This window comes from Alteromonas abrolhosensis, assembly GCF_001953635.1.
Lineage (GTDB): Bacteria > Pseudomonadota > Gammaproteobacteria > Enterobacterales > Alteromonadaceae > Alteromonas > Alteromonas abrolhosensis.
This window is the reverse complement of the sequence record NZ_MEJH01000004.1, coordinates 35,220-48,983: the sequence shown is the minus strand read 5'-3', so window position 1 is coordinate 48,983 and position 13,764 is coordinate 35,220. Positions and strand designations below refer to the sequence as shown.

Genomic DNA, 13,764 nt, shown 5'->3' with positions numbered 1-13,764 from the left:
GTCATAATAAAATAGAAGCTACTTTGAGTGTTTAATAGGTGCTAATGGGTAAACTACATATAGTTGGCGGCGGTGCCATAGGAAGCCTAATTGCTGCGAGCGCCCAGAAAAACGGCGTGCCGTATGACTGCTACCCCAGAGACATGAAAACCATGCCGTCTTGCGCACATAGGCAAAACGGCCAAACCACTGCGCTAAAACCTGCCAAACCTTCACCTGTCGTGTTACCTAAAAGTGATGTGCTGATATTCCCCCTTAAAGTATATCAACTTAAAGCCGCCCTATTGCAATGGCTTCCCTACCTTACACAACAACCTACCGTTGTGCTACTTCACAACGGTATGGGCGGGCTTGAGGTCGCAAGAGACCTACTAGGCGGCGATTATCCGCTGCTTCTTGCCACAACGAGTCACGGCGCGTTTAAAGTGAGTACGTCGAGCGGCGATTTTCATGTGAAGTATACTGGCGTTGGCGCAACGCAAATTGGCGCGCCTGATGTAGATAAGCCATCACCTCAAACATTAGACGCCCTTTCACAAATAGCGCCACAGCTAGCTAGCGCAATTACGACGCTAGATAACGCACTTCCTCCCGTGCAATACCAAAGTAATATTTTAAAAGCATTGTGGGCAAAGCTTTCCGTTAATGCCGTGATTAACCCATTGACGGCGCTTCACAATATTCAAAATAAGCACATTGCCAATCCTGAATTTGAACAAAGCCGTATCGCAATTTGCAATGAATTCACCCAGGTTGCGGATGCTTACGGGCTAGATTTTGATGCAAAATCAGTTCATGAAAACGTGTTGTCTGTAGCCAAAGCGACCGGAGAAAACTATTCAAGCATGCATCAGGATGTGGCCCACGGTAGGCAAACAGAAATAGACGCCATCAATGGTTATATTGTAGATATGGCAAAGAAAAAGGGTATTCCCGTTCCCGAGAATACCCTTTTAGTAGAGCGTGTTAAGGCGCTCAGCCATTAAGCAAAGCGCAGACTTACTTATACATAAGCAGGTCGACGCTCTTTTTTATTACTCTTACTTTTTACTCTTGTTCGCCCGCTTCTTGTGCGTCTTTTGGCGCTTGAGGCTTCATGTGTGGGAACAAGATAACGTCTTTAATCGTTGAGCTATCAGTAAATAGCATAGCTAGGCGGTCAATCCCGATACCTTCACCCGCTGTTGGTGGCAAACCATATTCAAGAGCGCGAATGTAATCATCGTCAAAGTGCATGGCTTCATCGTCGCCAGCGTCTTTCTCTTCAACCTGCTTCGCAAAACGTTCCGCCTGATCTTCTGGGTCGTTAAGCTCGCTAAAGCCATTCGCTAATTCACGTCCACCTACGAAGAACTCGAAACGGTCGGTAATGAATGGGTTGTTGTCGTTACGGCGCGCAAGCGGCGATACTTCCCACGGATATTCTGTAATAAACGTAGGTTGGATAAGTTTCTCTTCCGCTGTTGCTTCGAAGATTTCGCAAAGGTACTTACCAGCGCCCCAAATGCCGTCAACTTCAGGCTCTTTGATGTGAAGCTGTTTTGCCATTGCTTTAAGCGCGTCAAGGTTCGCCTCTGGGTCGCGGATAGCTTCCTCGTTAGCTTCTGGCCAATATTTAAGAATAGCTTCGCCCATGCTTAAGCGGTCAAACGGCTTACCAAAATCGTATTCAACTTCAGACGTTACGTTACCTTCAGCGTCTTTAGTTGTGTTTTTAATGATGCTTGTACCAAGAATATCTTCTGCCAGCGTGCGCAGCATATCTTCAGTAAGGTTCATCAGGTCATTGTAGTCTGCATACGCTTGGTAGAATTCAAGCATAGTAAACTCTGGATTGTGACGGGTTGATAAGCCTTCGTTACGGAAGTTACGGTTAATTTCGAACACACGCTCAAAACCACCAACCACTAGGCGCTTAAGGTAAAGCTCTGGCGCAATACGTAAGTACATATCGATATCTAGCGCATTGTGGTGAGTTACAAACGGCTTCGCCGTCGCGCCACCAGGAATAACCTGTAGCATTGGCGTTTCTACTTCTAAATAGTCACGCTTAGTCAGATAGTTACGAATTCCGTTTACGATCTTGCTACGGATCATGAACGTTTTGCGCGTTTGTTCACTTGTGATCAAATCTACGTAGCGCTGGCGATATTTCGTTTCTTGGTCGCTCAAGCCGTGGAATTTTTCTGGCAATGGACGAAGTGCTTTGGTTAGCAATTCGTATTGCTCCATGTTCACGTAAAGGTCGCCTTTACCTGACTTATGCAGGTCACCCGCCACGCCAATAATGTCACCAATATCTAGTGCACCATATTTTGCTTTAAGGGCTTTTTGCGTGTCTTTATCTGCGTATGCCTGGATACGGCCAGTCATATCTTGGAGCAGCATGAAAGGGCCACGCTTTGCCATGATACGGCCAGCGATGCTTACTTTGTTACCCTGCTCTTGTAGCGTTTCTTTGTCGAATTCACCGAACTTAGCTTGAAGCTCATCCGCATAGTTTTCGCGACGGAAGCTGTTTGGGAAACCGTTTGCACGGCACTGCTCGCGAATAGCGCTTAGCTTTGCACGGCGCTCTGCAATCAATTTGTTATCGTCTGTTTGTTGGTCAGTCATAACCTTTCACTTCGTTGTTCGGTTTACAGCCCAGATTTCAGGCTGGCTTCAATAAATTTGTCCAAGTCGCCATCCAGCACGGCTTGAGTGTTGCGTGTTTCCACGCCAGTGCGCAAATCTTTAATGCGAGAGTCGTCCAAAACGTAAGAGCGTATTTGGCTTCCCCAGCCGATATCAGACTTGCTGTCTTCCATCGCTTGTTTTTCGGCGTTTTGTTTTTGCAGTTCAAACTCATAAAGTTTGGCTTTTAACTGCTTCATCGCCTGATCTTTGTTTTTGTGCTGCGAGCGGTCGTTCTGACACTGCACCACAATGCCCGTAGGTTCATGGGTAATACGTACCGCTGAATCTGTTCTGTTTACGTGCTGGCCACCCGCGCCCGATGCGCGATAGGTGTCTATACGTAAATCAGACGGGTTGATTTCAATATCGATGTCGTCATCAATTTCAGGATATACGAACGCAGATGAAAACGACGTATGACGGCGATTACCCGAGTCAAACGGCGATTTACGTACCAAGCGGTGCACCCCTGTTTCTGTGCGTAGCCAGCCAAACGCATATTCGCCCTGAACGCGCAACGTAGCACTTTTAATGCCCGCGACTTCGCCTTCCGACACTTCAATAAGTTCCGTTTTGAAACCGTGCGCTTCGCCCCAACGCAAATACATGCGCAGTAGCATATTGGCCCAATCTTGTGCTTCTGTACCACCAGAGCCCGACTGAATATCAATATAGCAGTCGTTTTCATCGTTAGGGCCAGAAAACATGCGGCGGAACTCAAGCACTTCTAGCTGCTCAATTAAGCCTTTAAGTTCACTTTGGGCCTCAACGAAGGTATCTTCATCTTCGGCTTCAACGGCCAATTCAACGAGACCTTCAACGTCTTCAGTTCCCTGATCGAGCTTGTGGATCGTCTCTACGATTTGCTCCAGGGCCACTTTTTCTTTGCCAAGTGCCTGTGCTCTGTCTGGCTCATTCCAAACGTCAGGACTTTCTAACTCTCGGCTAACTTCTTCTAAACGCTCTGACTTTGCATCAAAGTCAAAGATACCCCCTAAGCGCTTCAGTGCGCTCGCGGATATCTTTTATCGCATTCATAACGGGGTTTATTTCAAACATAGTCCGCTTATTTCGTTAAAAATTTAAGACCGCGGATAGTACCGAATTTGAAGGAATTTTGATAGGGGTTGGCGCAAATATTGCGACACTGAATTCGTGTGGGTTTTGGTACGGATTTTAGGTCACTTCGTTGAAACGAGCATTTTCGCCGTTCAACGGCACGCACATGCTATTGGGTACGCTGTCTTAGCCCATACGAATAGAGTAAATGTTTGAAAAGGCAGCCTTCAGTTGCACTAATTTGGAGCATTATTGCTTATTATCGCGTGCGTTTATTGTGCGAATTTTTTGGAAAATCTTTTAGGAAAAGTATGTCGTTCAATAATTTGTCTTATGCCGTTACCGGCGTACTTCTCGGGCTTTTTGTTTTGGCTATAGGCCAACTCATAGACTGTCAGAATTTAGCAGGGGCAACGATGGCCTTGCAATGCCCCAACGGCACGCCCATTTCTAAATTATGGCTTGCCAGCTCAATGTTGATAGCGGGCAGCGGAATTTTAACTTGGCTGTATCGAAATCGCGATCAGTAAAATGAGACAGACACTCCACTAAAGTGACAGACACTTCACTAAGGTGACAGGCATAAACAATTCTTTAGTGTGCAACTAGAAGATGAAAAGATGTTGGACTCTTAATGTCCATGAAATTACAGTTGATGATAGCTGATGCCTGTCCGAGCAAATTGTAAGCTTACGATATATCAGTAAACAGCAAACTAGATAAACTGTTGGACAGTTTTAGGTACATGAAAATTGGCTATGAGTGGTTTGTAACGAGTTCAGCCTAACAATCTTAAAGCGTTTTGGCGACCATGAACCCTTTTTAAGTTTTGATTAAGAGCATATCGCTCGAGGTTTATAAGCCTTCCAGCAGCGTGCTTAAAGCGTCTTTCAAACTGAGTGGTTAAATTTAACCATTGCTCTAATTCGATATTTAAGCGTGTAAGAATTGGAGGCAAGTCCTGCTCAACACTACCCCGTTTATTTGGCTGAAGAGTTCGACTTGATGCATCTATAAGCTGAAGATAATCTACAAAGGTAAAAGGTAAACTACTCGTTATCTCTTGGTTAGGCTTCGCCATGAAAGGCATCAGTCTTTTTGGTTTTTTCCCCGCTTTAGCCGCCTGAACTCTATATTTAATACTAGTGTAGCCAGATTCTTCAGGAGTTTTTGCCAATTTTGCTCTCACTGGATTTAAATCGACATATGCCATGCATGCAGCAAGAGCAGATTCATCTAATAACGCTTGTGATTTAAATCGGCCCTCCCAGAAATGGCCTGTACAGTCGTCCTCTTTATTAGCAGCTCGAGCGATATACTCATTCAGTGCGCGCATAAACCAACTGATATCAAATAGTCGTTTGCGCCACACTTCTGCAGTCAATCGTACAGATTCGATTTGCATTTCGCTTAAATCTTTCCTCGACATAGGGGACAAATATAGCCGTGTAAGTAAGGTTCCCTTGAATAGGCAGTGCCAGCGCTGGATGATGTCTTCCGTACTGAGTGATTCTGCTTGATTTTTAGATACATGCAGCACTAAGTGAGTGTGATTGCTCATTACTGCGTAAGCACAAACATCAATAGTGAATACGGTACTCAGAAAGTGAATTCTGTCTTCTACCCACTTACGTCGATGTTCAAAGCTTTTGCCATTTTCTTCACCACATAAATAAGCACGGCGAACACAGCGTGAAACACAGTGATAATAAGGCGTATCATTTAAACTAATCTGCGACTTTCTGGCTTTAGGCATAGCGTTTTTCTAACTTGATTGACTCTTCAAGATAGTGAATCGCTATTCATTGGAAAAAAAGTGTACAGAGGTACAGATTTGAGAGTTTCAGAGCAGCAGATCATTGCCTGTCACGTTATTCCTTACATTATTCCTTCCCCTCTCTTTTGTAGCTTTTGTGATGCCTGTCTCATTAATTACCCCTGGGTTTTCGCTCTATTACAGCATTTTTGGTGCCTGTCTCGTTTAGCTTTTTTATGCCTGTCTCGGTTAGTTTGCTTGACGTTGAAAAAATTAAGCTTACACTTGTGCGCTGAACTAGCGTACACATGTACGCTTAAATGTGTTCATCCTATTTGTATTGAAAGTATTCCGACGAAATAAAGGTGTGATTTCTACATTGAAACAATTACTCGATAAATTAGCTGATCGCTTACTCCATCATGGTTCTTGGCGGGGCTACTGGGAAGTGCTGATGCAGCAAATTAAACCCGCGTGGCGTGATGGTTATTTCAGAGCCAAAGTTGTGACATTAAAAAGCTTAAACACGGATATGCTAGAGGTGCTACTTAGACCAGAGAAATCTTGGCCTACGCATATCGCCGGGCAACATGTTGCTTTGACTATAGAGGTTAATGGAAGACTCACTACCCGCATATTTACAATAGCTAGTGGCTCCAACACCCACCAACGAACAAAGCACATCCGTCTGGTGACAAAAGTTAAAGCTCAGGGTGCGCTAACACCTTACCTTCACTCTTGTGGGCCTAATCAATGGGTAAATATCTCAGCCCCTATGGGGGAATTTATCTGGCCGAAGGTTGAAAAGCCCCTACTTATGATAGCGGGCGGCTCGGGTATAACTCCTTTCATTGCCATGCTTGACGATGCCGTCAACAACGCGCAGCTAAACCATACACCGGTGCACTTACTTTATTTTGCTAAGCCAGGCGAGCATGTATTACTCAATGAAATATCAGCGTTAAGTCAGCGCTGTGAGCACTTCACCTATGATATTTTGAGCAAACAAAAAGATGGAGACGTAGAAGCTCATTTGTGTAACTTTGCCAATGCACAGTGGTTAGTGTGTGGTCCACATGCCATGCTCGAGCAGGTTGAAAGTTATGCAAAAACAATCAACGTGCCTGTTTCGAGCGAGCACTTCGCTGCGCTTCCTGTGGTGAGCAACACCAGCCTTACCGAAAACGAAACCTTTTCTTTGGTTCACAATGGCCAATCTTTGGCTATCGACAATCAGCAAACCCTACTTATACAACTTCAGCAAGCAGAACAACCTGTGACTTATGGCTGTGGCATGGGAATTTGTCATCAATGCCAATGTGTTAAGAAACGGGGCGTAGTGAGAGATACCCGCACGGGTGAGCTTTCAGATAGCGCAGAGCAACTTATTCAGCTGTGTGTATCACAAGCCGTTACTGATTTGGAGATCCAACTATGAACACCAGCATTGCAGCAAACAAACAACTGCCTAAAGAAGCCATCGAGCAAGCGCAATTGCCGATGAGTGAAACTAAATCAACTCGATCAACGAGCACCAAAAAGAAACCGAACTACGAGTTACTTGCTACTCAGCTTGATGAAATTAAAGCCGATATTAAACAGAAAGTGGGTGCTGAAGATGCGGCCTATATCCGACGTATTATTTTTATTCAGCGAATTTGCGAGTGGAGCGGACGGATACTTTTAATGTTGGGGTTCATTCAACCACTGCTCTGGGTTGCCGGTGTATTGAGTTTAGCTACAGCAAAAATTCTCGATAATATGGAAATAGGCCACAACGTGATGCACGGCCAGTACGATTGGATGAACGACAAACACATTAATTCGAAAGGCTATGAGTGGGATATCGCCTGCGATGGTTCGAGCTGGAATCGCGTTCACAATTATGAGCATCACACGTATACCAATATTATTGGGAAAGACAGAGATTTTGGCTACGGCTTGCTTCGCCTATCTAACGATTTTAGATGGCGTATAAAAAACCTATGGCAGTTTGCGACTTACATCGTACTTAGTGTTTTATTTCAGTGGGGTGTGTCGTATCACGAAATGGCCGCTGAGCGGGTCTTTTTTGGAAAAAAGAAGGACAACCGTAAGAACCAAGTTACCCATAATGAACTTAAGAAACGCTTTTTTAGTAAAGGCGCACGTCAGTTAGTAAAAGATTATGTACTATTTCCTTTGTTAGCTGGGCCGTTATTTTTATGGGTATTTACCGGCAACCTTATCGCCAATTTGCTACGCAATTTATGGACATCTACCATTATCTTTTGCGGCCATTTCACTGGCGACGTGGAAACGTTTAAACAAGAAGATTGTATTAATGAAACCCGAGGGCAATGGTACTACCGACAAGCGCTGGGCTCGTCGAACATAAAAGGCGGAAACCTGTTTCACGTGCTTACTGGGCATTTAAGCTTTCAAATTGAGCACCACCTGTTTCCAGATATCCCAGCCAGACGCTACCGAGAGATGGCCCCCAAGGTAAAAGCCGTATTCGAAGAACACGGCATGCACTACAACACTGGCAGCTTTTTAAAACAATACGCCAGCGTTTTAAAACGCATTATTCGCTACTCTTTCCCTTAACCAGTTGAAACCCTAACCAGCCGGCCATGGCGCTTGCGCTGGTTAGGCACGTGCCCCACGCCCAGTCAATCAACATAATAAACAAAGTAAAACCTTCAATAATGCTGTACGCGGTTAAATTATATGCGCCATAACTGGCCAACCCTAGAAGCGCGCCATCGATCCCAGCATAAAGTAACGACTTATCTCTGTTCGCCACCACAGTAAGTACAAACACCACACATCCATACATAAGGTAAAAAACCACCCAAGGCCACGTGATAAATTGACTTCTAAGCAGAGGAGCCATTTCACTTTGATACCAGCCATCCGCAATAACGCCAAGCCACAAGAAGTCGAGCACACCAAAACACACAAAGATTGCAATTAACGACACGACGATGTTTCTCGCGAAGCGAATGATGTTGGAAAGCATGGAACCTATCCCTGTAAATAAGCAAATTGCGGATGCAAGTGATTTAAAATATGAATACGCAAGTGTTGCACAATAAGCGCACCGCGAGAATGCTAAACCTTAAAAAACAAATCCACACTTTACTTAAAACTTACACTGGATTCTGCAACTAAAGAGGCGTTTGAATCTCAAAGTGACGTGGTTCAAATAAGCGTTAATTAAAATGAATAAAACACTATTAGTAATAACGGCCTCTTTAATTGTCAGTGCGTGCGCTCATAGGCCACCACCTTTAGACATGGACGAAATATTGTTTGAAACGAAGATCAAGCAAGACGGTACCAAGCTCTTCGCCTTTAGCATTCCTTTAATGCAGCATCGTGACGGTGCCAAAGGTGGCGGTAAAGGCGGCCGTGGTCAGGGAGTCGAACGAAGTGGTCGTGGCGGTCGCCAAGGACAGGAAAGTCGGGAAGGCTCGTCACATAGCAGCGATAGAATGACTGAGCAACTCTACACATCTCTTGATGAAAAACTGGATGAGACCGGTTACTGCCAAACGGGCTTTCTAGAAATAGATACACACCAAACCGAAGATAGGCTTCACCTATTAGGCGAGTGCAATGAAACGGCGAGCGAACTGGACAGAATCGAATTCCCTAACGTTAATTAACCGCGTTGTTTTGAAGCACATTGCCGATGGCGTGCGCTTCATTCAACATTCGTTTGCTAAACAACCTCTTAGTCAACACACAAGGTATGCTCCACAACGCCGTTAGACACATAGGCTCTGCAGCCGAATAAGTCCGTACTTTCTAAACACACGCCGCGCGCCTTTTCTCCCGCTTCCATATTATTGTTCGCCGTAACACAAGCCACTTCGCACTCGCTGCTGTCATTACACGCGTTACCAGCATCGCTTGCTGGTAGAACACAAGCATGCGCCTGCTGCCGGCCTACTTTCTTCCAGTTACCACCGTGTTTGTCGCACACTTTTTCAGACTCAATGGAATAGGCCTGCTGTACCAAAGGCAAAGAGGTATCAACAACTTGCTCTAATTTTTCAACGTCTTCAACACTCGCGATTGGCTCATTAATAGGTTCTGGGGGCTGAGAGCCACAAGCAGACAAGGCTGCACACACGCCTGCTACTAACCAGATTCCAAAACGCTTATGTACTCTACTGCTTGTTTGTTTCATTTTTCTCTCTGCTTATTTTACTTTTTGGCCGCTACGACTCAAAGGCCATGGTATTTAAGACCCTCGCTACTTAAGACCACTATTATTAGATAAGTTCTTATTCTGTCGATAAATTGTTATGCATGCTCTGCCCGATACCTAAAGTTTTTAATATCTTTGAAATTTTAACCATGCCATAGCGGGTCTCTACCTACACTTCTCACAACTTGCAGTATCTACGGACGCTTTATGACACTAACTCAAACCAAAAACGTGGTAACCGCATTGCTCACTTTTAGCTTTGCCGTTCTTGGCTTAACATTTTTACTGGGTGCTAACCCTAATGCGCTCGTCGCTACATTTAATTTCTACTCAATGGGCTCTATAGCAAGTGAGAGCATGCTTGGTGCATTGTCTGGTACTGCATTGATGTTGTTAGCGTTAATGACCATTGCAGCACGCTTTAACCTTGTTTCAGCAAAAGCAATAACGCTATATGCTATTTTCGTTACTGCCATTCCGTTGCTGACATTGTTGTCACCAACGAGATGGATGGCGGATTTAGGAGGCTTTCCGATTATTAGCAGCGGTCAAGGCATTATAAAATACTTCGCGGTTTTACCGCTTTTTCTATTCTTGTTTTATCGCGAAAAATTTTCGCACAAGCAACTGACATACCTCAACTTTGCGCCTGTAGCCATGGTCTTACTATGGATAGGAGGTATGAAGTTTTTCGAGTTTGAAGCCCACGCGATTGTCGGGCTAGTTGAAACATCTCCATTTATGTCGTGGCTATACGCTGTGTTTAGCGTTCAAGGGGCATCGAATGTAATTGGTGGGTTTGATGTCCTCTTTGCACTGCTACTGGGTGCGGGTATCTATTCTAAGAACAAGCCATTGATTATTACGAGCGGAATGGCGTGTTTATCCGTTTTTCTGATGACACAAACGTTTTTGTTCACTGTGCCGGATACCTTTAATAGCACGACTATCGTCAACCGCCTAGGTCAGTTCGTTATCAAAGACCTTTGGTTTGTTGCTAATCTTGCTGTGGTGGCTTACTTTACGTTGTTTGAAGAAGCTTCACTAGAAGGCTGAGAAGACCGGCTGAGCAACTCGTTACGCCAACACTACACGATAAAAGTCGGTTCAAAGAGGTCTTACTAAGTATCAACGATCTAGCTTATCGGTCACTCGAAAATGGTCACTTGGTTGCGGCCATTTTCTTTTGCAGTATAAAGTGCTTGGTCTGCATGGGTTAACATTCTGTCATGATCTTTAGCACCATCCACGCTCGCAAGGCCAATACTGATTGTGACCTTTAGCGTTGACGCTATTAAACTGAAATCATGCGCTGCCACGATTTTTCGAACATTTTCCATGACTGTCTTCGCATTTGCCAAGTCATAATCGGGGAGTAAAACAGTAAACTCTTCGCCGCCCCAGCGCGCACATTTAGCGTAATGAGGGACTTCACGTTTTAATATTCGGGCCACTTCGGTAATGACTTTATCTCCTACTAGATGAGAGTACTGGTCATTCACTTGCTTGAAATGGTCGATATCGATAACGGCTAGGCATAAAGGTGCCTGTCTCATTTTGGCATCGTCGAAATACTGTAAAAGCCAGCGGTCGAATGCTCGCCGGTTCGCAATGCCGGTTAGATCATCATGAGTTGCTTGAAACTCGAACCGCTTAGTTTGTATTTCTAATGACTTGGTTTGCTCATCCACCCTCTGCTTTAGAATCATTTCTGATTTTTTCAAATGATGAAAGCGCACTTTATAAAGCACATAGATAACTGAACAAAAGAAAAGAAATATAAAGAGCTTGAAACCAAATGTCTGATAAACACTGGGCAGAACACGAATGGGAAATGGCGACGTTATCTCTTGCCAATGTCCTCCGGCGTATCGGGCTCGAACTTTGAACTGATAACGGCCAGGCGCTAAATTAGTGTATTCAGTCATTCTAAATTGATGACGATTAACCCAATCTTGATCATATCCTACTAACATAGCCTGATACTCTATACGCGAAGGCATGGCGAAACCCAACCCTGCGTATTGAAACGCAACTCGCGTTGTTAACGGCGAGACTTCTAGCTCCTTTTTACCCTTGTCTAATTGCTGTACATGGCCGTCCAGCAATACGGATTCTATGTTTACCGGAATAGGAAATTCACTCAACATGGCAAGGTTTGCAGGCGTTACTGTAGCCAGCCCCTTTGCAGTGGGAAGCCAAACGTTACCGTCTTTATCTACAAACTGAGATGGTTGGGACCCACCATTTATCTGAATACTGGCTAGGCCATTTTCTTCCTTGAAGTGTTCGTATTCCAGTAACGTACCTGGAAGCGTCAAACACTTCTCTAGACTTTCTAGCGAAGTCAGGATTACCCCTTGGTTTGAACTTAGCCATACTCCGCGATTATGATCTATACCGATTGAAAAAAGCTTGTCTACGGGAAGCCCATGCGATTTCTCTACTACACTAAGTGACTGAGTAGCGTTATCAAAATATGCAAGGCCTCGGTCGGTAGTAATCCACGTACCATATTCCACCACGCTGAAGCTGAACGCGTGCTGCGCATCTGAATATTCAGGAAATGAAACAGTGTGCACAACATCCTGTTGGATATAGGCGAGCCCAATTCCAGTAGCAATCCAAATTCGTCCTTCACGGTCTTCTGCCAATCCCATGGAAAAGTGGGCTGGCAGCCCATTTTTTTCATTAAAATGGATTAGCATTCCATCCGGCGTTTGTTTCACTACCCCTTGCGCCGTGGCATACCAAATACTGTTGTCGCTAGCTAAAAGAATGGCTCTGACTTCATTACTTGGCAGTCCAAGATGTCTATTTAGGTAAGGAATAAGTTGATCATTTTCATATCGCAGCACACCTTTTGTGTAGGTGCCAACTAACGTTACATCTTCATCGACCTCTGCCAAGCTGAGTACAGAAAACGCTTCACCCGTGTTAAGTGATGCAGCGGAAAATGCATCATTGAAAAAAATATCTAATCCAGCACTTCCACCCGATAGAAGTTTGCCGTCAGAGGTTTGCAAAACGGTTCGCAAAAAATCCCCGCTCATTCCCTGATTTTGCGAAAATGTCGTAAACAGCGCACGACGTAATCTAAACAAGCCACCATTAGTGCCAATCCAGATATTTTTCTCCAAATCTTCAAGCAGTGAAAAAACGCGATTGTTGGGAAGGCCTGCTGTCGCATCCAGCTTTTCTAGGCCTAAATTACTTAGCCGGTAAAGGCCGTGGTTTATAGTTCCTACCCAAATGCTATTTTGATGATCAAGTAAAATGCTGCTAATAGATTTATCGGCAAGTGAGGTGTGAAGTAGAACAAAAGTGCCGTTTCTTTGCTGCCAAACACCGTGCTCTGTGCCAACTAAGACACGCTGTTCGCTATCTAGCGCCAGAGTAAACGACGGCCCAGAGAGTACCTTATGGTTTGGAACAGCTGGTTGAAATTTGTCGTTTATGTATTTGAATAAACCTTGATTTGTTGCAATCCAAATTACCCCATTCCCGTCTTCGATTATGCGATAGGCGCTTGAAGTAACAATGTACTCTTTTTGAGTGCCGTCAGGCATTCTCATTGCAACACCCGTGTCTTCTAGCGCAAACCACAACACATCATGGCTGTCTCTATACGCATGATTAACCATTGAAGAAAGCGGCGATTGAGCATGCCATTGCTCTTCGATAAGCGACGCTACGCCCCCTCGGTTTCCAGCCACAAGCAGCTCATCGCGAGGCTTATTATAGTACAAGCTTCGTATGCCGGAGTCTGGTAGCCCTGTTTGCTCGCCGCGGGTAAAAACGGTGAACTGATGACCATTAAACCGAGCAACACCTTCCCATGTACCTGCCCATAGATACCCATTGGACGTTTGTGCTAATGCGTGAATACTATTGTGAGGGAGCCCGTCTTTTGTTCCCCACGACTGAGGGAAATACCGGTTGAGCGGCATGAGCTGAGAAGACTCTGCCGAGAAGCCATCTATGGGAATCGCCCACAGCAAACAAAGGGCAAAAATGAGAGACACAAACTTCAATGGCTTCTCTGTATATTATTGGATAGACGTTAGCG

At 44.8% G+C, this 13,764-nt stretch carries 12 protein-coding genes; 6 read left to right on the top strand and 6 right to left on the bottom strand.

Annotated elements, in window-relative coordinates; translation table 11 throughout:
* The first annotated feature begins 44 nt into the window (after positions 1–44).
* A complete protein-coding gene (locus BGK61_RS07675) occupies positions 45–986 on the top strand; it encodes a ketopantoate reductase family protein (RefSeq protein ID WP_076012585.1) in 942 nt (313 codons plus the stop codon).
* A 61-nt stretch (positions 987–1,047) separates the two neighbouring features.
* Here the strand turns inward: BGK61_RS07675 and lysS are convergent, their stop codons facing one another.
* Positions 1,048–2,616: a lysine--tRNA ligase gene (lysS, locus tag BGK61_RS07670; RefSeq protein WP_076012584.1), complete on the bottom strand. Its 1,569-nt coding sequence runs from the start codon at positions 2,614–2,616 to the stop codon at positions 1,048–1,050.
* A gap of 23 nt (positions 2,617–2,639) precedes the next feature.
* Positions 2,640–3,738 (bottom strand): peptide chain release factor 2 gene (gene prfB, locus BGK61_RS07665; protein WP_108721591.1). Its coding sequence is split into 2 segments (ribosomal slippage): positions 2,640–3,662 and positions 3,664–3,738, totalling 1,098 coding nucleotides; the frame shifts between segments, so codons are not numbered across the junction.
* Positions 3,739–4,049: 311 nt separating this feature from the next.
* On the opposite strand from prfB, the gene BGK61_RS07660 reads away from it, so the two are divergent.
* Positions 4,050–4,268: a hypothetical protein gene (locus BGK61_RS07660; protein ID WP_014997733.1), complete on the top strand. Its 219-nt coding sequence runs from the start codon at positions 4,050–4,052 to the stop codon at positions 4,266–4,268.
* 248 nt (positions 4,269–4,516) lie between these two features.
* Here BGK61_RS07660 and BGK61_RS07655 read toward each other — a convergent pair whose 3' ends face one another.
* A complete protein-coding gene (locus BGK61_RS07655) occupies positions 4,517–5,494 on the bottom strand; it encodes a transposase (protein ID WP_014997732.1) in 978 nt (325 codons plus the stop codon).
* Positions 5,495–5,873: 379 nt separating this feature from the next.
* On the opposite strand from BGK61_RS07655, the gene BGK61_RS07650 reads away from it, so the two are divergent.
* On the top strand, positions 5,874–6,932 hold the full coding sequence (locus BGK61_RS07650; RefSeq protein WP_234349463.1) for a flavin reductase family protein: 1,059 nt from the start codon (positions 5,874–5,876) through the stop codon (positions 6,930–6,932).
* A gap of 62 nt (positions 6,933–6,994) precedes the next feature.
* Positions 6,995–8,083 carry a fatty acid desaturase family protein gene (locus BGK61_RS07645; protein ID WP_044556940.1) on the top strand — a complete coding sequence of 363 codons (1,089 nt, stop codon included), beginning with the start codon at positions 6,995–6,997 and terminating at the stop codon, positions 8,081–8,083.
* Here BGK61_RS07645 and BGK61_RS07640 read toward each other — a convergent pair.
* Entirely contained in the window at positions 8,061–8,498 is a 438-nt protein-coding gene (locus tag BGK61_RS07640) for a DUF2177 family protein (protein ID WP_014997729.1), read from the bottom strand. The genes BGK61_RS07645 and BGK61_RS07640 overlap by 23 nt on opposite strands.
* 202 nt (positions 8,499–8,700) lie before the next feature.
* Here BGK61_RS07640 and BGK61_RS07635 point away from each other — a divergent pair, with 202 nt between their 5' ends.
* Complete coding sequence (locus BGK61_RS07635; protein ID WP_234349462.1) at positions 8,701–9,147, top strand: hypothetical protein; 447 nt, start codon at positions 8,701–8,703, stop codon at positions 9,145–9,147.
* A 68-nt stretch (positions 9,148–9,215) separates the two neighbouring features.
* Here the strand turns inward: BGK61_RS07635 and BGK61_RS07630 are convergent, their stop codons facing one another.
* Positions 9,216–9,674 (bottom strand): hypothetical protein, encoded by a 459-nt coding sequence (locus BGK61_RS07630; RefSeq protein WP_076011536.1) that lies wholly within the window; start codon positions 9,672–9,674, stop codon positions 9,216–9,218.
* Between the two features lie 228 nt (positions 9,675–9,902).
* On the opposite strand from BGK61_RS07630, the gene BGK61_RS07625 reads away from it, so the two are divergent.
* Positions 9,903–10,751 carry a DUF417 family protein gene (locus BGK61_RS07625; RefSeq protein WP_076011535.1) on the top strand — a complete coding sequence of 283 codons (849 nt, stop codon included), beginning with the start codon at positions 9,903–9,905 and terminating at the stop codon, positions 10,749–10,751.
* Positions 10,752–10,843: 92 nt separating this feature from the next.
* Here the strand turns inward: BGK61_RS07625 and BGK61_RS07620 are convergent, their stop codons facing one another.
* Positions 10,844–13,645: a ligand-binding sensor domain-containing diguanylate cyclase gene (locus BGK61_RS07620; protein WP_076011538.1), complete on the bottom strand. Its 2,802-nt coding sequence runs from the start codon at positions 13,643–13,645 to the stop codon at positions 10,844–10,846.
* Positions 13,646–13,764 lie beyond the last annotated feature (119 nt).

Excerpts from the sequence above, each read along its gene's own strand:
- BGK61_RS07675 (WP_076012585.1), top strand. The coding sequence starts at position 45 with ATGGGTAAACTACATATAGTTGGCGGCGGTGCCATAGGAAGCCTAATT.
- lysS (WP_076012584.1), bottom strand. The coding sequence starts at position 2,616 with ATGACTGACCAACAAACAGACGATAACAAATTGATTGCAGAGCGCCGT.
- BGK61_RS07660 (WP_014997733.1), top strand. The coding sequence starts at position 4,050 with ATGTCGTTCAATAATTTGTCTTATGCCGTTACCGGCGTACTTCTCGGG.
- BGK61_RS07655 (WP_014997732.1), bottom strand. The coding sequence starts at position 5,494 with ATGCCTAAAGCCAGAAAGTCGCAGATTAGTTTAAATGATACGCCTTAT.
- BGK61_RS07645 (WP_044556940.1), top strand. The coding sequence starts at position 6,995 with ATGAGTGAAACTAAATCAACTCGATCAACGAGCACCAAAAAGAAACCG.
- BGK61_RS07640 (WP_014997729.1), bottom strand. The coding sequence starts at position 8,498 with ATGCTTTCCAACATCATTCGCTTCGCGAGAAACATCGTCGTGTCGTTA.
- BGK61_RS07635 (WP_234349462.1), top strand. The coding sequence starts at position 8,701 with ATGAATAAAACACTATTAGTAATAACGGCCTCTTTAATTGTCAGTGCG.
- BGK61_RS07630 (WP_076011536.1), bottom strand. The coding sequence starts at position 9,674 with ATGAAACAAACAAGCAGTAGAGTACATAAGCGTTTTGGAATCTGGTTA.
- BGK61_RS07625 (WP_076011535.1), top strand. The coding sequence starts at position 9,903 with ATGACACTAACTCAAACCAAAAACGTGGTAACCGCATTGCTCACTTTT.
- BGK61_RS07620 (WP_076011538.1), bottom strand. The coding sequence starts at position 13,645 with ATGCCGCTCAACCGGTATTTCCCTCAGTCGTGGGGAACAAAAGACGGG.